13 protein-coding genes and 1 other RNA gene are annotated in these 19,382 nt (G+C 60.0%); 6 read left to right on the plus strand and 8 right to left on the minus strand.

Features of this window, described 5'->3' with window-relative positions; translation table 11 throughout:
- The first annotated feature begins 193 nt into the window (after nucleotides 1-193).
- Entirely contained in the window at nucleotides 194-508 is a 315-nt protein-coding gene (locus AC07VO_RS10870; protein WP_018925286.1) for a helix-turn-helix domain-containing protein, read from the plus strand.
- 185 nt (nucleotides 509-693) lie between these two features.
- Here the strand turns inward: AC07VO_RS10870 and ffs are convergent.
- The 6 genes from ffs to AC07VO_RS10900 form a co-directional block, all read right to left on the minus strand.
- Nucleotides 694-790, minus strand: an RNA gene (gene ffs, locus AC07VO_RS10875) — signal recognition particle sRNA small type.
- A gap of 155 nt (nucleotides 791-945) precedes the next feature.
- Entirely contained in the window at nucleotides 946-2,109 is a 1,164-nt protein-coding gene (locus tag AC07VO_RS10880; RefSeq protein WP_018925285.1) for a zinc-binding metallopeptidase family protein, read from the minus strand.
- A 154-nt stretch (nucleotides 2,110-2,263) separates the two neighbouring features.
- Nucleotides 2,264-4,621 (minus strand): NAD-dependent DNA ligase LigA, encoded by a 2,358-nt coding sequence (ligA, locus tag AC07VO_RS10885; RefSeq protein WP_086945129.1) that lies wholly within the window; start codon nucleotides 4,619-4,621, stop codon nucleotides 2,264-2,266.
- 213 nt (nucleotides 4,622-4,834) lie between these two features.
- A complete protein-coding gene (gene zipA / locus AC07VO_RS10890; RefSeq protein ID WP_018925283.1) occupies nucleotides 4,835-5,686 on the minus strand; it encodes a cell division protein ZipA in 852 nt (283 codons plus the stop codon).
- Nucleotides 5,687-5,944: 258 nt separating this feature from the next.
- A complete protein-coding gene (gene smc / locus AC07VO_RS10895; protein WP_018925282.1) occupies nucleotides 5,945-9,433 on the minus strand; it encodes a chromosome segregation protein SMC in 3,489 nt (1,162 codons plus the stop codon).
- A 2-nt stretch (nucleotides 9,434-9,435) separates the two neighbouring features.
- Nucleotides 9,436-10,095, minus strand: coding sequence for a GntR family transcriptional regulator (locus AC07VO_RS10900; RefSeq protein WP_086945131.1), 660 nt, complete (start codon nucleotides 10,093-10,095; stop codon nucleotides 9,436-9,438).
- A 266-nt stretch (nucleotides 10,096-10,361) separates the two neighbouring features.
- Between AC07VO_RS10900 and xdhA the strand changes: the two genes are divergently transcribed.
- The 4 genes from xdhA (at nucleotide 10,362) to guaD (ending at nucleotide 16,535) form a co-directional block, all read left to right on the plus strand.
- The gene (xdhA, locus tag AC07VO_RS10905) at nucleotides 10,362-11,816 is read left to right on the plus strand and encodes a xanthine dehydrogenase small subunit (RefSeq protein ID WP_086945132.1); all 1,455 of its coding nucleotides are present in this window, start codon (nucleotides 10,362-10,364) and stop codon (nucleotides 11,814-11,816) included.
- Complete coding sequence (gene xdhB, locus AC07VO_RS10910) at nucleotides 11,809-14,205, plus strand: xanthine dehydrogenase molybdopterin binding subunit (protein ID WP_086945133.1); 2,397 nt, start codon at nucleotides 11,809-11,811, stop codon at nucleotides 14,203-14,205. Before xdhA ends, xdhB begins: the two co-directional genes overlap by 8 nt.
- Before the next feature lie 124 nt (nucleotides 14,206-14,329).
- Nucleotides 14,330-15,175, plus strand: coding sequence for a xanthine dehydrogenase accessory protein XdhC (xdhC, locus tag AC07VO_RS10915; protein ID WP_019579882.1), 846 nt, complete (start codon nucleotides 14,330-14,332; stop codon nucleotides 15,173-15,175).
- A gap of 61 nt (nucleotides 15,176-15,236) precedes the next feature.
- Nucleotides 15,237-16,535: a guanine deaminase gene (guaD, locus tag AC07VO_RS10920; protein ID WP_495007515.1), complete on the plus strand. Its 1,299-nt coding sequence runs from the start codon at nucleotides 15,237-15,239 to the stop codon at nucleotides 16,533-16,535.
- Nucleotides 16,536-16,626: 91 nt separating this feature from the next.
- On the opposite strand, the gene AC07VO_RS10925 is transcribed toward guaD, so the two are convergent.
- Nucleotides 16,627-17,391, minus strand: coding sequence for a GntR family transcriptional regulator (locus AC07VO_RS10925; RefSeq protein WP_007941070.1), 765 nt, complete (start codon nucleotides 17,389-17,391; stop codon nucleotides 16,627-16,629).
- 409 nt (nucleotides 17,392-17,800) lie between these two features.
- On the opposite strand from AC07VO_RS10925, the gene AC07VO_RS10930 reads away from it, so the two are divergent.
- On the plus strand, nucleotides 17,801-18,991 hold the full coding sequence (locus tag AC07VO_RS10930) for a benzoate/H(+) symporter BenE family transporter (protein WP_018925276.1): 1,191 nt from the start codon (nucleotides 17,801-17,803) through the stop codon (nucleotides 18,989-18,991).
- Between the two features lie 38 nt (nucleotides 18,992-19,029).
- On the opposite strand, the gene AC07VO_RS10935 is transcribed toward AC07VO_RS10930, so the two are convergent.
- A complete protein-coding gene (locus AC07VO_RS10935; protein WP_018925275.1) occupies nucleotides 19,030-19,374 on the minus strand; it encodes a YggL family protein in 345 nt (114 codons plus the stop codon).
- Between the last annotated feature and the right edge of the window lie 8 nt (nucleotides 19,375-19,382).

The raw sequence follows: 19,382 nt of genomic DNA on the forward strand, positions 1-19,382 counted from the left end.
GCACACCCGGCAAGGGAAGACAATGCTGGCTGTTTCATATCGCCTAAACTTCAGACAGCAGATCACCAAAACCCCCTCCGAAGCGGCGATTCTACGAAATGCATCACATTTTGCAAAGCAAGGTGATGGATCATGCAGTTGCCTAATGCAAAAATCTATCGTTAAGTTCTTGATTCTAAATGGGAATTGAGCGATGCAAATTTCAAGTTTGGGTCCAGCCATCCGACGCTACCGCAAGGTCGCAGGGCTTACTCAGGCTGAACTCGGCGAAAAAACCGGTTTTGACCCCAAAACCATCAGCCGCTTCGAAACTGGCACCTATACCCCCAGCGTGGAAGCATTGTTCCTGCTTGCCGACGTGCTGGGTGTGAAGCTGAAAGCCTTTTTCGCAGATCTAGGCGACGAGGATGAACAGCGAGCGTACCTGTTCAACGTCATACACAAAGCCACCCCGAAGGATCTGGGAAAGCTGATCGCAGCGGTTGACCAGGCCTTGTCCAAGCCTTGATGCTAACAAATAAAAAAAGGAGGCCGACCTGTCGAACGCGACAGATCGGCCTCCTTTTATATATCCCGCTGTTTCATTCGGAAACGACGAAAAGCCGCCCTGGATGAACTCCATGGCAGGTAAAGAAAAACAGTATTTTTAGATAGAAAACACGAGAGAGGGTTCGTGTTGCGTTATGGAGGCAACCCCACCAGCCACACCCCGGCACACAATGTTCCCGCTGTGGCTGCTTCCTTCCGGATCTGACCAGGTTCACGGGTAATCGTTGCGGGGGGACCGATGGGGTCACCATAACGACGCTCACCTGACGGCGAGCCGCGCCATTGTACCTATCTGAGACGAAGTTACAACCGTTCGGGCGGATTAAAAAACATGAGCTGCTTCAAGGACATGCGCCGGCCTTCAAAAGATCGCGACCAGGCCGCGATCCTTTGATCCTATTGCACCAACACTTCATCCGCCCGGCCGCCCTCTTGCTGGATCACCAGGTGAATGAAGTGCAGCCTGGCGATCACCGCCGGCGGCAAGACGAACGGATAGAAATCCGGCTGCCCCATGCTGCGTGACAGCTCGTTAAGCATGCCGGCCAGCTCGATCCACGCATTGACGAACGACAGGAACGCCGGACCGCCGGGGTGCTGCGGATCAAACAGCGTGCTAGGTGGAAACGGCTGATAGTCGAACTCCATTTCCTGGGCACTCATGCCAAAACACAGGGCGGTGTCCACCGCATCCATCATGTGCAGGTAGTGAGCCCAGGTTTCCGCCCAGTCTTCCCAAGGGTGCATGGTGGCGTAGGCGCTGACGTAATGTTGCTGCCAGTCGAGCGGCGCACCTTGTTGATAATGCTGTTCAAGGGCCTCGGCGTAGCTGGCACGCTCGTCGCCGAACAGGCCGCGGAACGGTTCCAGCCAGGCACTGTTGGCGATCAGTCGGTCCCAGTAGTAATGCCCTGTCTCGTGCCGAAAGTGACCGAGCAGCGTGCGATAGGGTTCGTGCATCTGCACGCGAACCTGCTCGCGGTGGGCGTCGTCGGCTTCTTTGATATCGAGGGTGATCAGGCCGTTGGCGTGCCCGGTGGTCGGCGGCTTGCCTTCGAGGTCGATACCGATGAAATCGAAGGCCAGACCAGCCCCTTCGTCCACCGTTTTGGGAATGACCTGCAAGCCCAGGCTGAGCAACTGCGCCACCAGACGACGCTTGGCGGTTTCCACTTTGCGCCAGCGTTCGTGATTCTCGGGAATCGACAGGTCGGGGATGGTGCGATTCAGGCTACAGGCGATGCACAACCCATCGTGATGATTGGCCGGCAATAACCAGTTGCACGCAGCCGGGGAATCGAGATTGGCGCAACGGCGGAAAATACCGGCGTCAGGGTCGGCATCGAGCAACCAGGTATCCGCTTGCGGGCCGGGTTGCAGCGATGACAAGCGACTTTGCTGCGGCTGATAGCCCAGTGCCGCCGAACAGGCCAGGCACTGGCTGTTGCGAAAGAACAGCGACTGCCCGCAGCGACAATGCCAGACCTTGCTGTTGCGCGAACGCTCACCCATGAAGGGCGCGGCGATGCGTGAACTGAGCTGTTCGAAGAAGCGGTACATGGCGATCTCTCTTTGGGGACTGCCAAGACTAGATCATTGCTCAGACATGATCGTTCCCACGCTCTGCGTGGGAATGCCGCCCCGGACGCTCCGCGTCCGCTGTGACGCAGAGCGTCACGGGATGCGTTACCACGCAGAGCGTGGGAACGATCAGTTAAACCGAAATATTGTGCTTGCCAAGAAACTCGACAAACGCCTCTTCATCCAACACTTTCAACCCCAGCTCATTGGCCTTGGCCAGCTTCGAACCTGCGCCCGGCCCGGCGACCACGCAATGGGTCTTGGCCGACACCGAACCGGCCACCTTGGCCCCGAGGCTTTCAAGTTTGTCCTTGGCAACGTCGCGACTCATCAGTTCCAGCGAACCGGTCAGCACCCAGGTCTGCCCAGCCAGCGGCAATCCTTCGACGACTTTTTTCTCGCTCTGCCAATGCATGCCGAAATCGCGCAGCTGCTTTTCAGCGGACTCGGCGAGCTGACGGTTTTCTGCGACCGCAAAAAACTCACGCACCGAGGTCGCCTGCTTCTCCGGCAACGCCTGGCGCATGTCCAGCCAGTCAGCATTCATCACCGCTTCAAGCGAGCCGAATTTGTCGGCAAGCTTCTGCGCCCCGCCCGGCCCGACCGAAGGAATGTTCAGCTTGTCGAGAAAACCGCCAAGCGTGGTGCTTGCAGCGAATTCGGCAGCCAACGCTCCCTGATCCTGAATCTGCAGGCCGTGCTTCAACAGATTGGCGATCACCTGCTGGTTATGTGGGTCTTCAAAGAAGCTGTGAATCTCGTGAGCCACTTCCAGCCCGACATCCGGCAAGTATGTGAGCACTTGTGGCAACGCCTGCTGAACCCGCTCCAGCGAGCCGAGAGACCGTGCAAGCACCTTGGCCGTCTCTTCGCCGACATCAGGGATACCCAAGGCATAGATGAACCGCGCCAGGCTCGGGCGCTTGCTGTCTTCGATGGCGCCGAGCAGGTTCTTGCTCGACAGCTCGGCAAAGCCTTCGAGGTCGACGATTTGTTCGAAGGTCAATGCGTACAAATCGGCTGGCGAATTCACCAGACCTTCGTCCACCAGTTGCTCGACACTCTTCTCGCCCAGCCCTTCGATGTCCATGGCGCGGCGTGAAACGAAGTGAATGATCGCCTGCTTGAGTTGCGCACCGCAGGCCAGACGGCCGACGCAGCGATACACCGCACCTTCGCTGACAGTCTCGCGACCCTTGCTGCGCTTGACCAGTTGCGTACGCTCGACATGCGAACCGCAGACCGGGCAATGCTCGGGAATCTGTACCGGCCGTGCATCCTCAGGACGACGCTCGATGACCACTTGCACCACTTGCGGAATCACGTCACCGGCGCGACGGATGATCACGGTGTCGCCGATCATCAGCCCCAACCGCGCGACCTCATCCATGTTGTGCAACGTCGCATTGGCCACGGTAACACCGGCGACCTTGACCGGTTTCAAGCGTGCCACCGGCGTCACGGCACCGGTGCGACCGACCTGAAACTCCACATCGAGCAACTCGGTGAGCTCTTCCATCGCCGGGAATTTATGCGCGATGGCCCAACGCGGTTCGCGGGCACGGAAACCCAACTCGCGCTGGGAGGCAATGCTGTTGACTTTGAACACCACACCGTCGATTTCATAGGGCAGCGCATTGCGGCGTTCGCCGATGTCGCGGTAGTAATCCAGGCACTCATCGATGCCACGAGCCGATTTCAATTCATGACTGATCGGCATACCCCAGGCTTTGAGTTGCTGCAGATTGCCAATGTGCGTGTCGGCGATATCGGCGGAAACCTGGCCGATGCCGTAGCAGCAGAATTCCAGCGGACGGTTGGCGGTGATCTTTGAATCCAGCTGCCGCAAGCTACCTGCCGCCGCGTTCCGCGGGTTGGCGAAGGTCTTGCCGCCCATTTCCAGTTGCGTGGCGTTGAGCCGCTCGAAACCGGCCTTGGACATGAACACTTCGCCGCGCACTTCCAGGGTCGCCGGCCAGCCGCTGCCATGCAGCTTGAGCGGGATATTGCGCACGGTGCGCACGTTGACGCTGATGTCTTCGCCCGTGGTGCCATCTCCGCGAGTGGCGCCGCGCACCAGCATGCCATCCTGATACAGCAGGCTGACCGCCAGGCCATCGAGCTTGGGTTCGCAGCTGTACTCCACCGCTGCGCCGCCACCGAACAGGTCGCCGACCGGCAAGTCCAGACCTTCCGTCACCCGGCGATCGAATTCGCGCATGTCGGTTTCTTCGAAGGCGTTGCCAAGGCTGAGCATCGGCACTTCATGACGCACCTGAGTGAACGCCGACAGCGCCGCACTGCCGACGCGCTGGGTCGGCGAGTCGCTGGTGATCAGTTCGGGATGGGCCGCTTCGAGCGCCTTGAGTTCATGGAACAAGCGATCGTATTCGGCGTCCGGAATGCTCGGCTCATCCAGCACATGGTAGCGATAGTTGTGCTGATCGAGCTCGGCGCGCAGCTCTAGAATGCGGGTTTCGGCGGCAGTCATGGGTGTTCTCTCATAAAGCAAAAGAGCAGCCGAGGCTGCTCAATCTTTTAAATACGGTAGCGCAAAGCTGTGGACACTGTGGCGAGGGAGCTTGCTCCCGCTCGGCGGCGAAGCCGTCGTAAATCCAGTGAATGCGGTGTATCTGGATGGGGCTGCTTCGCGGCCCAGCGGGAGCAAGCTCCCTCGCCACAGAAGCCTGCCCCAGTCATTCGTTTAGCGCTTCTGGGTCAATGCGCGGCGTTCGAACTCGACGATGCGCTGACGGTAGTGCTCAATCGTCTGGGCGGTCAGCACGCTGCGCTGGTCGTCCTTCAGTTCGCCGTTCAGCTCCTGGGACAGCTTGCGTGCCGCCGCCACCATCACGTCGAAGGCTTGCTTCGGATGACGCGGGCCTGGCAGACCGAGGAAGAAGCTCACCGCCGGGGTGCTGAAGTGGTCGATATCATCCAGATCGAAAACGCCCGGCTTGACCGCGTTGGCCATCGAGAACAGCACTTCGCCGTTACCGGCCATGCTTTCGTGGCGGTGGAAAATGTCCATCTCGCCGAAACGCAGACCGCTTTCCAGAATGTTCTGCAACAGCGCCGGGCCCTTGAAGCCGGCCGGGTCGCGGCAGATCACACTGATCACCAGCACTTCTTCGGCTTGTGGCTGATCTTTTTCAGGTGAGCTGGCGGACTTGCGGTCATCCGGGAAATCGTTGTCACGGCTGCTGAAGCTCGGGCCACCGTCCAGGTCCAGGCTGAGGTTCATATCGCCTTGCGACGGCTCGCCATGGCCACGCTTGCCGCGCTTGGAACCCGATTCGCGCGGTTCACGGGCAGGCATGCTCACCGACGGCAGGTCGTGCTCGTCCAGTTGCGGTTCTTTCTGGGTATCCAGCACGCGGGGCGGGCCCAACAGCTCGGCGCTGGTGTCCTCGTCCGGCAGGTTGGACAGACTTCGGTCAAGACGGAACTTCAGTTTTCCCTTGCCGCCGCGCATGCGACGCCAGCCATCGAAAAGAATACCGGCAATGACAATAATGCCGATGACGATCAGCCACTCGCGCAGACCGATTTCCATGTAATCCCGTGCCTCTATAAAAAATGCTGAAAAATAAGGGGTTTACATTGTGTAAACCGCTTTAAAACGTGGCGCCAACTCTATGTTCTGACAGGCGTTTTGCCCACGTATACGAAAAATTGACATTAAACTAGCACGACCAAAGATAACTTTACACCGTCTGTCACAATGGCTTGCGCGAATATGTCGATTGGCCAGCAAGTCAAGCCAGGTAAAAAAGCCCTACAGCTTAAAATTACCTGTCCTACATGCAATGACTCAGGCGTCCACCATGGCCATCGCCTCCTCCACATCCACTGCCACCAGACGCGAGCAACCCGGTTCATGCATCGTCACCCCCATCAATTGATCGGCCATTTCCATGGCGATCTTGTTGTGGGTGATATAGATGAACTGCACCGTCTGCGACATCTCTTTGACCAGCCGTGCGTAGCGTCCAACGTTAGCGTCATCCAATGGCGCGTCAACTTCATCGAGCATGCAGAACGGCGCCGGATTCAACTTGAAGATGGCAAATACCAGGGCCAATGCGGTCAGGGCTTTTTCGCCACCGGAGAGCAAATGGATGGTGCTGTTCTTCTTTCCTGGCGGCCGCGCCATGATCGTTACCCCTGTATCGAGTAGATCTTCGCCCGTCAGTTCCAAATAGGCGCTGCCTCCACCGAAAACTTTTGGGAAAAGGGCCTGTAAACCGCCATTGATCTGATCAAAGGTATCTTTGAAGCGGTTTCGGGTTTCCTTGTCGATCTTGCGAATCACGTTCTCGAGAGTGTCCAGTGCTTCCACCAGATCGTCGTTCTGGGCATCCAGATAACGTTTACGCTCGGATTGTTGCTGGTATTCGTCGATGGCCGCGAGGTTGATCGCGCCGAGGCGCTGAATCCGCGCGGCAATACGCTCGAGTTCTTCTTCGGCGTCTTTCTCGCTGGCCCCGGCCACCAGGGTGGCGAGCACGCCATTGAGGTCGTAGCCATCTTCGAGCAATTGATCCTGCAAGGTCTTGCGCCGCACCGTCAACGCTTGCCATTCCATGCGTTGCTGTTCGAGCTGGCTGCGAATCAACTGGGATTGCTGCTCGGCCTGAGTCCGGCGCTTTTCAGCATCGCGCAGTTCACGGTCGGCGTCTTCCATGGCGATTTGCGCGGTCTTGAGCTCTTCGTCGACGGTCATGCGTTTGTCGAGCAACTCTTCGAGCTTCAGCCGCAACTCTTCCAGCGGTGCCTCGCCCTCTTCCAGATTGAGGCTCAGCTGTTCGCGCTTCTCGGTCAGGCGCTCTGCCTGCATTTCCAGCCGCTCAAGAGCCTGACGGGTGGAATCGTGTTGCGCCTTCAACGACCCCAGGCGCACCGCCAATTGATGCGCATGGTCCTTGTGCTGCCGGGCTTCCTGGCGCACCCGGTCGAGGCGTTCGCGCAGGCTGTCGCGCTGGGCCAGCAGCAACTCGCGCTGCTCGGTATCCAGCGCCATGCTGTCGAGCGCCTCCTGCAATTGCAGGCGCGCTTCGCCAATGTTTTCGTGCTCCAGGGCACGCTGTTCGCTGAGCTCGGTGAGTTCTTCATCGAGACGGCTGCGGCGCAGGGTCAACTGTTCGACCTTGGCTTTACCAGCCGACAACTGGGCTTTCAATTCGCCCTGCTGACGCGCTTCGTCTTGCAGCAGACGGCGCAAGTGTTCGCGGCCGTTTTCCTGCTGACGCTGTTGCGCCCTGAGATTCTGAAGTTGGGTTTCCAGAGTTTCAACCGTGGCTTCGCGTTCTTCACGCTCCAGGCCCAGCCGTTGGATTTCCTGGCCACGGGCGAGCACGCCGCTTTCTGCCTCGCTAGCCCGACGTACGCGTAAAAAGTGCCTGCCAACCCAGTAGCCGTCGCGGCTAATCAGGCTTTGGCCGGCAGCCAATTGCCCGCGCAAGGCCAAGGCCTGTTCAAGGCTGTCGACCGGTTTGACCTGCCCCAGCCAAGGCGACAGATCGATCTGCGCCTCGACCTTGTCGAGCAAACTGCCGGGCATGCGCACGCCATCGCTGGCCGGGCTGAGCAGGCGCAGATCGCCTTGGGCGAACCCGGCCAGATCGAAATCACCGAAGTCGTCCACCAGCACCGCTTGCAGGTCGGCGCCGAGCACGGTTTCCACCGCCAGCTCCCAACCCGCTTCAACTTTCAGGCCTTCGGCCAAACGCGGACGATCCGCCAGATGCTGTTCACGTAGCCATTCGGCGGTGCCGGTGCCCGGATCGAGCGCGGCTTGCTGCAAGGCTTCCAGCGAGGCCAGCCGACCGTTGAGCCGCTGCAAATCACCCTGGGCCTGCTGCTGCGCCGAAAGGGCTTGCTGCAACTCCTGACGCAGTTGCTCAAGACGTTCGACTTGCGCCTCTTCACTGGCCTGCAAGTCTTCCAGCGTCGCCTCGGACGCGGCCAACTGCTCGCTGAGTTCCATGATCGCCGCGTCTTCCGGGTCTGCCGAAAGCAACGCGCGCTCTTCGGCCAGACGCTTCTGACGATCGGCCAATCGCTCCATGCTGGTTTCCAGCTGCTGGATCCGCGACTGCTGAACTTCAGCCTGGCGACGGGGCTCGGCGGCGGTGAGGTTGAAGGTGTCCCACTGCTCCTGCCAGCCATGCATGGTGGTTTCGGATTCTTCCAGTGCGGCGGCGGCCTCTTCGGCGGCGGCGCTGGTGACTTCCTGTTCCGGCGTGAGCATGTCCAGCTCTTCGCCCAAAGTCAGCAGTAAGGTGCGGTCATGGCCCAAGTGCGATTCGGTTTCCAGCCGCGCGCGCTCGGCTTCTTTCAGATCGTCCTGCAATTGACGCAAGCGCTGCTGACCGTGCTGGATGCTCTGCTCGACCCGAGCGATGTCGCCGCCGACCGAATAGAAGCGCCCCTGCACCAGATTGAAGCGCTCGGACAGGTCGTGATGCCCGTCACGCAGGCGTTCGATGGCTGCGTCGGCATTGCGCTGCTCGGCCACCAGGGCTTCGAAGGTGATTTCCTGGGTGCCGATGATCGCTTCGCGCTGGCCAACCTGCTCGTTCAGCGCCTGCCAGCGCAGGGCCGACAACTGGGCCTTGAGCTGACGCTCTTCGCCCTTGTATTCCTGATACTTCTTGGCGGCCTCGGCCTGGCGGTGCAAGCGTTCAAGCTGACGCTCGAGCTCTTCGCGCAGGTCGGTCAGGCGGGCCAGGTTTTCGTGGGTGCGGCGGATGCGGTTTTCGGTTTCGCGTCGACGCTCCTTGTACTTGGAGATGCCCGCCGCTTCCTCAATAAAGTTGCGCAGGTCTTCCGGCTTGGCTTCGATCAGCTTGGAGATCATCCCCTGCTCGATGATCGAATAGCTGCGCGGGCCGAGACCGGTGCCGAGGAAAATGTCAGTGATGTCACGACGACGGCATTTGGCGCCGTTGAGGAAATAGCTGTTCTGGCTGTCGCGGGTCACTTTGCGGCGGATGGAAATTTCCGCGTAGGCGGCATATTCGCCGATCAAGGTGCCATCGGAGTTATCGAACACCAGCTCGATGCTCGCCTGGCTCACCGGTTTACGGCTGGTGGAGCCGTTGAAGATGACGTCGGTCATCGACTCGCCGCGCAAGTTCTTGGCCGAGCTCTCGCCCATCACCCAACGCACGGCGTCGATGATGTTCGACTTGCCACAACCATTGGGCCCGACCACTGCCGCCATGTTACTGGGGAAGTTCACCGTGGTCGGGTCGACGAAGGATTTGAACCCCGCCAGTTTAATGCACTTGAGCCGCACGCTTAAGCGACCGTCAAGGCAGAAACCACCAGATCGCAACTGCGCTGGGCATACGCCGTCAGCACCACGCGGATCTGCGCAAAGTCACGGGCCAGCACGGCGGCCAGCAGGCGTTCGAACAGTTCCAGGAACTCGCTCATCGAGGCCTTGCGCTGATCCAGGGCAAGGAAATACGCGCGGCTCATGGCCGGCTGCAGATTCTCGACGGTTTCCTGCAAGTACGGGTTGTTGGCGAACGGATACGCGGCACGCATCACACTGAAGCTGTCGTCGACGAACGTGCGGATGTCCTGGCGTTCGTAGCTGGCGGTCAGGCGCTGCTGGATCTGCAGGAATGGCGCCATGTCGGCCTGGACTTGCCAACCGCTGGCCACGGCATTGCCGAGCAATATGTACAACTCGCTCATCAGCGTGCACAGGCTCTGCACCTTGTGCGCCGTCAGTTCAGTCACGTGGGCGCCACGTCGCGGTAAAATCGCGATCAAGTGGCGGCGCTCGAGGATCAGCAAGGCCTCACGGACTGAACCGCGGCTGACATTGAGGGCCAGCGTGACCTTCTGTTCCTGGATGCGCTCCCCCGGCTTCATTTCGCCGCGAATGATACGTTCGGCGAGGTGGTGAGCGATTTGCTCGGCGAGGCTGTCCGGCGCCTTGAACGTCATGGTTGTCCTTCAAACTCTTCGATCTGCACAAGCGGCGCAGTGTAGCGCAATTGAGGGGTCATGGCGGAGTGCCCACCCAGCGGTTTTTGGCACGATTCAAGCAAAAAGCAGGCTATCCCGTGAGGGTCAATAATGAAGGAACGAGTCGTTGATCGACAAAATGCCATTTCCTGACCTTTAAGTCAGAAAATCATTGACCGGAAAGTCAGACCTGATAAATTCGGCTCATGTCGGTTAACAACAATAATGAGTTTGCGAGGCCATCCGTGATCCAGTTTTTACTCAACCAGGAACTCCGTAGCGAGCACGCCCTGGACCCGAACCTGACTGTGCTCAATTACTTGCGCGAACATGTGGGCAAACCCGGCACCAAAGAAGGCTGCGCCAGCGGTGACTGTGGCGCGTGCACTGTGGTGGTCGGCGAGTTGCAGACGGATGACGATGGCCGCGAACACATTCGCTATCGCAGCCTCAACTCGTGCCTGACCTTTGTTTCGTCGCTGCACGGCAAGCAACTGATCAGCGTCGAAGACCTCAAGCACCAAGGCCAACTGCACAGCGTGCAAAAAGCCATGGTCGAGTGCCACGGCTCGCAGTGCGGCTTCTGCACCCCGGGCTTTGTCATGTCGTTGTTCGCCCTGCAAAAGAACAGCGATCAACCGGACTCCCACAAGGCCCATGAAGCGCTGGCCGGCAACCTCTGCCGCTGCACCGGTTATCGGCCGATCCTGGCCGCCGCCGAGCAATCCTGCTGCAACAAGCAACCGGACCAGTTCGATGCTCGCGAAGCGCAAACCATCGCTCGCCTGAAAGCCATCGCCCCCACCGACATCGGTGAACTCAACAGTGGCGACAAACGCTGCCTGGTGCCGTTGACCGTGGCCGATCTGGCCGACCTCTACGACGCTTATCCACAGGCCCGCCTGCTGGCCGGCGGTACCGACCTGGCGCTGGAAGTCACGCAATTCCACCGCACCTTGCCGGTGATGATCTACGTCGGCAACGTCGCCGAAATGAAGCGCATCGAACGCTTCGACGATCGCCTGGAAATCGGCGCCGCCACCGCCCTCTCCGACTGTTACGACGCTTTGAAGGCCGAGTACCCGGACTTCGGCGAATTGCTGCAGCGCTTCGCTTCGTTGCAGATTCGCAACCAGGGCACCCTCGGCGGCAATATCGGCAACGCCTCGCCGATCGGTGACTCGCCACCGCTGCTGATCGCCCTTGGCGCGCAGATCGTGCTGTGCAAAGGCGAGACTCGCCGCACCCTGGCCCTGGAAGATTACTTCATCGATTACCGGGTCACCGCACGCCAGGAAAGCGAGTTCATCGAGAAGATCATCGTGCCCCGCGCCAGCGCTGAACAACTGTTCCGCGCCTACAAGGTGTCAAAGCGTCTGGACGACGACATTTCCGCAGTCTGCGCAGCATTCAACCTGCGCATCGACAATGGCGTAGTCGCCGACGCCCGCGTTGCTTTCGGCGGCATGGCGGCCATCCCGAAACGTGCGAAAAACTGCGAAGCCGCGCTGGTTGGCGCACCGTTCCACAACGCCACCATTGAACGCGCCTGCGCCGCACTGGCCGAAGATTTCACACCGCTCTCGGACTTCCGCGCCAGCAAGGAATACCGCCTGCTCAGCGCGCAGAACCTGCTGCGCAAATACTTCATCGAACTGCAAACACCGCACATCGAGACTCGGGTGACCGCTTATGTCTAATCATCACGCCGTAGAGAAGACCCAAGCCGAACTGGCTGAATTGTTCGCCAAGGACCTGACCACCGGCGTCGGCCGCAGCGTCAAGCACGACAGCGCCGCCAAGCATGTGTCCGGTGAAGCGCAGTACATCGACGATCGGCTGGAATTCCCCAATCAGCTGCACGTTTATGCACGGCTGTCGGACCGCGCCCACGCGAAAATCATCAGCATCGACACCCAGCCCTGCTACGCCTTTGAAGGCGTGCGCATCGCCATCACCCACGAAGACGTGCCAGGCCTGAAAGACATCGGCCCGCTGTTGCCGGGCGATCCGCTGCTGGCCATCGATGATGTGCAGTTCGTCGGCCAACCGGTTCTCGCCGTCGCCGCGAAAGACCTGGAAACCGCGCGCAAAGCCGCGATGGCAGCGATCATCGTATACGAAGACCTCGAACCGGTTCTGGACGTGGTCGAAGCCCTGCGCAAACGCCATTTCGTGCTCGACAGCCATACCCACCAGCGCGGCGATTCGGCCAATGCCTTGGCCACTGCCGAGCATCGCATCCAGGGCACGCTGCACATCGGCGGCCAGGAACACTTTTATCTGGAAACCCAGATCTCTTCGGTGATGCCGACTGAAGACGGCGGGATGATCGTTTACTGCTCGACCCAAAACCCCACCGAAGTGCAGAAACTGGTGGCGGAAGTGCTGGACGTGTCGATGAACAAGATCGTCGTCGACATGCGCCGCATGGGCGGTGGTTTCGGTGGCAAGGAAACCCAGGCGGCAAGCCCGGCGTGCCTGTGCGCGGTGATCGCGCACCTGACCGGTCAACCCACCAAAATGCGCCTGCCGCGTGTTGAAGACATGCTGATGACCGGCAAGCGTCACCCGTTCTACGTCGAGTACGACGTGGGCTTCGACAGCACCGGCCGCCTGCACGGCATCGCCCTGGAGCTGGCCGGTAACTGCGGTTGCTCACCGGATTTGTCGGCGTCGATTGTCGACCGCGCGATGTTCCATGCCGACAACTCGTACTACCTGGGCGATGCGACCATCAATGGTCACCGCTGCAAGACCAACACCGCATCGAACACCGCTTACCGTGGCTTCGGTGGCCCACAAGGCATGGTTGCGATCGAAGAAGTGATGGACGCCATAGCCCGTCATCTGGCCCTCGATCCGCTGGCGGTGCGCAAGGCCAACTACTACGGCAAGACCGAGCGCAACGTTACCCATTACTACCAGACCGTCGAGCACAACATGCTCGAGGAAATGACCGCCGAACTGGAAGCCAGCAGCCAGTACGCCGAGCGTCGCGAAGCGATTCGTCGCTACAACGCCAACAGCCCGATCCTGAAAAAAGGCCTGGCGCTGACCCCGGTCAAATTCGGTATTTCCTTCACCGCCAGTTTCCTCAACCAGGCCGGTGCGCTGGTGCATGTCTACACCGACGGCAGCATCCACCTGAACCACGGCGGCACCGAGATGGGCCAGGGCCTGAACACCAAGGTTGCACAAGTGGTGGCTGAAGTATTCCAGGTGGAAATGGACCGGGTGCAGATCACCGCGACCAACACCGACAAAGTGCCGAACACCTCGCCGACCGCCGCTTCCAGCGGCGCCGACCTCAACGGTAAAGCCGCACAGAATGCCGCGGAAATCATCAAGAAACGCCTGGTGGAATTTGCTGCGCGGCAATACAAGGTCAGCGAAGAAGACGTGGAATTCCACAACGGTCATGTGCGGGTTCGCGATCACATCCTGACGTTCGAAGCGCTGATCCAGCAGGCGTATTTCGCCCAGGTGTCGTTGTCGAGCACTGGCTTCTACAAGACTCCGAAAATCTACTACGACCGCAGTCAGGCTCGCGGTCGGCCGTTCTACTACTACGCCTTCGGCGCGGCCTGCGCCGAGGTGATCATCGACACCCTGACGGGCGAGTACAAGATGCTGCGCACCGACATCCTCCACGACGTCGGCGCCTCGTTGAACCCGGCCATCGACATCGGTCAGGTCGAGGGCGGTTTCATCCAGGGCATGGGCTGGCTGACCATGGAAGAACTGGTGTGGAACGACAAAGGCAAACTGATGACCAACGGCCCGGCCAGCTACAAGATCCCGGCCGTGGCGGACATGCCGTTGGACCTGCGGGTGAAGCTGGTGGAAAACCGCAAGAACCCGGAAGACACGGTGTTCCATTCCAAGGCTGTGGGTGAGCCGCCGTTCATGCTTGGCATCGCCGTCTGGTGCGCGATCAAGGACGCCGTGGCGAGTTTGGGCGACTACCGGCATCAACCGAAAATCGACGCGCCGGCGACGCCGGAGCGGGTGTTGTGGGGCTGTGAGCAGATGCGTCAGTTGAAGGCGGTGAAGGCCGTCGAAACTGAGTCGGAAGTAGTGGTTTGATCGTTCCCACGCTCTGCGTGGGAATACAGCCCGCGACGCTCTGCGTCGCATTGTGAACAGCGGACGCGGAGCGTCCAGAGATGCATTCCCACGCCGAGCGTGGGAACGATCTTGAGAGGTGAACATGTATAACTGGATCGACGCCCTCGCCGACCTGCAAAACCGGGGTGAACCCTGTGTGTTGGTGACCATCATCGAAGAGCTCGGCTCGACGCCGCGCAATGCCGGCTCGAAGATGGTCATCAGCGCCACGCAAACGTTCGACACCATTGGTGGCGGGCATCTGGAATACAAGGCCATGCAGATCGGCCGCGAGATGCTTGCCAGCGGCCGGCAGGACACCCATCTGGAGCGCTTCAGCCTCGGTGCCAGCCTGGGCCAGTGCTGCGGCGGCGTGACCGTGCTGCTGTTCGAACCGATGGGCCAGGTGCAAGCGCAGATTGCTGTATTCGGCGCCGGACACGTCGGTCGGGCGCTGGTGCCGCTGCTCGCCAGCCTGCCCTGCCGGGTGCGCTGGATCGATTCGCGGGAAGCCGAATTTCCCGAACAGATCCCCCACGGTGTGCGCAAAATCGTCACCGAAGAACCGCTGGATGAAGTCGATGACCTGCCCGCTGGCAGCTACTGCATTGTCATGACCCACAACCACCAGCTCGACCTCGAACTCACCGCCGCGATCCTCAAGCGCAACGACTTCGCCTACTTCGGCCTGATCGGTTCGAAAACCAAACGGGTGAAATTCGAACACCGCCTGCGTGATCGTGGTTTCGACAGTGCCGTGCTGCAACGCATGCGCTGCCCGATGGGGCTGGGCGAAGTCAAAGGCAAGTTGCCTGTGGAAATCGCCATCTCCATCGCCGGAGAAATCATCGCCACCTATAACGCGAATTTCGGCCAGCACACCGCCAGCGCCGGATCATCGATCGCCAAACTGCTGCCTGCTTCGCGCCGCAGCCAAGCTTCTAACTGAAGAGCTTCGAACTGAAAAGCCTCGAATTGAAAAGCTTCGAACCAATTGAGAACCCAAGCCAATGACTCGCAAAGCCTACCGCGCCGCCATTCTGCACAGCATCGCCGACCCTGCCGAAGTGGGCATCGAAGCCTCCTACGAATATTTCGAAGACGGCCTGCTGGTGGTCGAGAACGGCCAGATCAACGCCATCGGCCACGCCAGCGAATTGCTGCGAACGCTGCCGGCTGACATCGAGATCACCCATTATCAGGACGCACTGATCACTCCCGGCTTCATCGACACCCATATTCACCTGCCGCAAACCGGCATGGTCGGCGCCTACGGCGAGCAACTGCTGGACTGGCTCAACACCTACACCTTTCCGTGCGAAAGCCAGTTTGCCGACAAGGTTCACGCCGATGAAGTCGCAGATATTTTCATCAAGGAACTGCTGCGCAACGGCACCACCACCGCCCTGGTCTTCGGCAGCGTGCATCCGCAATCGGTGAGCTCGTTTTTCGAGGCTGCCGAGCAACTGGATCTTCGGATGATCGCCGGCAAGGTGATGATGGATCGCAACGCGCCGGACTACCTGACCGACACTGCCGAATCGAGCTACGTCGAAAGCAAGGCGCTGATCGAACGCTGGCACGGCAAGGGCCGCCTGCATTACGCCGTCACCCCGCGCTTCGCCCCGACCAGCACCCCGGAGCAACTGACCCTCGCCGGCCAGTTGCTCAGCGAATACCCGGATCTGTACATGCAGACCCACATCAGCGAAAACCTCAAGGAAGGCGAGTGGGTCAAGGAACTGTTCCCGGAGCGCAAGGGCTACCTGGACGTCTACGATCACTACCAACTGCTCGGCGAGCGCTCGGTGTTCGCCCACGGCGTGCACCTGTGCGACGACGAATGCGCGCGCCTGGCGCAGACCGGATCGGCGATTGCGTTCTGCCCGACCTCGAACTTCTTCCTCGGCAGCGGCTTGTTCAACCTGCCGATGGCCGAGAAGCACAAACTGAATGTCGGACTGGGCACGGACGTCGGCGGCGGCACCAGTTTCTCGCTGCTGCAAACCCTGAACGAAGCGTACAAGGTCATGCAGCTGCAAGGCGCACGGCTGAGCCCGTTCAAGTCGCTTTACCTCGCCACCCTCGGCGGTGCCCGCGCGCTGCGCCTGGAAGACAAGATCGGCACCCTGCAACCGGGCACCGACGCGGACTTCCTGGTGCTGGACTACAACGCGACGCCGCTGCTGAGCTATCGCCTGAAGCAGGCCAATAACATAGCCGAGACGTTGTTTGTGTTGATGACGCTGGGGGATGATCGGACTGTGCTGCAGACGTACGCGGCGGGGCATCTGGTGCATCAGCGTTAAGGTTTTTCGGGCATAAAAAATCCCCCGCATTCATTGATTGCGGGGGATTTTTTTTGTCGCCTGTCAGACCGCTATCGCGACTCGGCCCGATTTATAGCTTGGCAGTCGAACGCCCCGGTTTCTTGGTCTGCAACAGATGCGAGAACACCGCATGCAAATCATCCGACGCGCTTTCTTCGTCGAGGTTGAGTTTGCTGTCGATGTGGTCCATGTGATGCATCATCAAATCCACCGCCAGCGTCGCGTCCCGCGCTTCGATGGCGTCGATCAGCTGGGTGTGTTCATCGTAGGAACAGTGGGAACGGTTGCCGCTCTCATACTGGGCGATGATCAGCGATGTCTGGGACACCAGGCTGCGCTGGAAGCTGATCAGCGGCGCGTTCTTCGCCGCTTCGGCCAGTTTCAAGTGGAACTCGCCCGACAGACGAATACCGGCACCGCGATCGCCACGGGAGAAGCTGTCGCGCTCGTCGTTGACCATCTGCCGCAAGTCGGCAATCTGCTCGGCAGTGGCGTGCTGCACCGCCAATTCAGTGATCGCCCGCTCCACCAGACGCCGCGCCATGAACACCTGACGGGCCTCTTCAACACTCGGGCTGGCGACGACAGCGCCGCGATTCGGACGCAGCAACACCACGCCCTCATGGGCCAGACGCGACAGCGCGCGGCGAATGATGGTGCGGCTGACCCCGAAAATTTCCCCCAGCGCTTCTTCGCTCAACTTGGTGCCGGGCGCCAGACGCTGTTCGAGGATGGCCTCGAAGATATGCGCGTAGACAATATCGTCCTGGGTACCGCTGCGGCCGGCTTTGCCTGCTCGCGGTTGTTTCTTGAGGGGTTGCAACTGTTCGTTCATGGGCACTCGAGTCGGGAGAACTGCGGCGAATTGACCGTGACTGTAATACGGCACAGTGGGTCACTGGCAAGTATCGCGTAAAAAACACTGCAATTGTACACAATGGCGGGTGGCAACACGACTGTACGGCTGTTTGTCGCCTTTGCTGTATCGCAACGCCCGGTTACGTTTCAGTTTAGGCTTGAACGCGCAAACCTGTGGGCGGGAACTGAAGTGAAGAGACCATTGTGGCGAGGGAGCTTGCTCCCGCTCGGCGGCGAAGCCGTCGTTGATGCTGCTAACGCGCTTCATCTATCTGAGCGCATTGGATTGTTTGGGGGGCCGCTTCGCAGCCCAGCGGGAGCAAGCTCCCTCGCCACAAAAGCTCCCCGGAGTTGATTATTTTTATAAAACAAGGAACACCGCTGTCATGACCGACGCCACGCACACGCAGCTTCGTCCCCTGACCGACACGTCGCCCTCGGCCATCGTCGCCGGGTTCATCGCCATGATGACCGGTTACACCAGTTCGCTGGTGCTGATGTTCCAGGCAGGCCAAGCGGCGGGCCTGAGCAGCGGGCAGATTTCGTCGTGGATCTGGGCGATCTCCATCGGCATGGCGGTGTGCTCGATCGGCCTGTCCTTGCGCTATCGCACCCCGATTACCATTGCCTGGTCGACCCCCGGCGCGGCGTTGCTGATCACCAGCCTGGGCGGTGTCAGCTACGGCGAGGCCATCGGCGCCTACATTACTTGCGCAGTGTTGGTGACCGTGTGCGGCCTGACGGGCAGTTTCGAACGGCTGGTGAAAAAGATTCCGGCCTCGTTGGCGGCGGCGTTGCTGGCGGGGATTCTGTTCAAGATCGGCAGCGAGATTTTCGTCGCCGCCCAGCACCGCACCGCGCTGGTCCTGGGGATGTTCTTCACGTATCTGCTGGTCAAGCGCCTGTCGCCACGCTACGCCGTGCTTGCGGCACTGTTGATCGGCACCGCGCTGGCCGGTTTCATGGGGTTGCTGGATTTCAGTGGCTTTCACCTGGAAGTCGCGACGCCGGTCTGGACCACGCCGCATTTCTCCCTGGCCGCGACCATCAGCATCGGCATCCCGCTGTTCGTGGTGGCGATGACCTCGCAGAACATGCCGGGCATCGCCGTTTTGCGCGCCGACGGCTACAACGTCCCGGCCTCGCCGCTGATCACCACCACTGGGATTGCCTCGCTGCTGTTGGCACCGTTCGGCTCCCACGGCATCAACCTGGCCGCCATCAGCGCAGCGATCTGCACCGGGCCGCACGCCCATGAGGATCGCAACAAGCGCTACACGGCCGCGGTCTGGTGCGGGATTTTCTACGGGATTGCCGGAGTGTTCGGCGCGACACTGGCGGCGTTGTTTGCCGCGTTGCCTAAAGAACTGGTGCTGTCGATTGCCGCGCTGGCGCTGTTCGGCTCAATCATCAACGGGCTGAGCATTGCCATGGCGCAAGTGCAGGAACGGGAAGCGGCGCTGATTACCTTTATGGTGACGGCATCGGGGCTGACGCTGTTTTCCATCGGTTCGGCGTTCTGGGGGATTGTCGCGGGGGTGTTGACGCTGGTGATTCTGAATTGGCGCAAGGCCTGAAAAAAACGGCGACCCTTGGGTCGCCGTTTTTTTGAACATCAGGCTACCGGATTGATCGGCTTTTCCGGGTACCAGACGTCGATCAGCGGGCTGACTTCAGCGCTGGTCAATTCACTACGGCCCTTGAGCCAGGCTTCAACAGCGGCACGCTGTGCTTCGGTCACCGAGCCACGCTTCTGCAGGCAAACCAGACCGAAGTCATCGCCGCCCACATAACCCAGACCGTTGGCTTCCATGGCTTCTTTCAGGAACGCGTCGAGGAAAGCATCAATGGCTTCATCAGCCAAATCTTCTTTGAAATCCAGGTTCAGTTCGAAACCCAGCTCTTGAAATTCATCGACGCACAGTTTTTTGCGCAGACGCTGGGAACGGTTAGTCGCCATTGGAACAA

This window comes from Pseudomonas sp. GW821-FHT03E01 (genome assembly GCF_059420765.1).

Bases quoted from the DNA above. Each gene is read 5' to 3' on its own strand.
- xdhC (WP_019579882.1), top strand. From the start codon at position 14,330: ATGTATAACTGGATCGACGCCCTCGCCGACCTGCAAAACCGGGGTGAA.
- ligA (WP_086945129.1), bottom strand. From the start codon at position 4,621: ATGACTGCCGCCGAAACCCGCATTCTAGAGCTGCGCGCCGAGCTCGAT.
- AC07VO_RS10900 (WP_086945131.1), bottom strand. From the start codon at position 10,095: ATGACGTTCAAGGCGCCGGACAGCCTCGCCGAGCAAATCGCTCACCAC.
- AC07VO_RS10870 (WP_018925286.1), top strand. From the start codon at position 194: ATGCAAATTTCAAGTTTGGGTCCAGCCATCCGACGCTACCGCAAGGTC.
- zipA (WP_018925283.1), bottom strand. From the start codon at position 5,686: ATGGAAATCGGTCTGCGCGAGTGGCTGATCGTCATCGGCATTATTGTC.
- AC07VO_RS10880 (WP_018925285.1), bottom strand. From the start codon at position 2,109: ATGTACCGCTTCTTCGAACAGCTCAGTTCACGCATCGCCGCGCCCTTC.
- AC07VO_RS10930 (WP_018925276.1), top strand. From the start codon at position 17,801: ATGACCGACGCCACGCACACGCAGCTTCGTCCCCTGACCGACACGTCG.
- AC07VO_RS10925 (WP_007941070.1), bottom strand. From the start codon at position 17,391: ATGAACGAACAGTTGCAACCCCTCAAGAAACAACCGCGAGCAGGCAAA.
- guaD (WP_495007515.1), top strand. From the start codon at position 15,237: ATGACTCGCAAAGCCTACCGCGCCGCCATTCTGCACAGCATCGCCGAC.
- AC07VO_RS10935 (WP_018925275.1), bottom strand. From the start codon at position 19,374: ATGGCGACTAACCGTTCCCAGCGTCTGCGCAAAAAACTGTGCGTCGAT.
- xdhB (WP_086945133.1), top strand. From the start codon at position 11,809: ATGTCTAATCATCACGCCGTAGAGAAGACCCAAGCCGAACTGGCTGAA.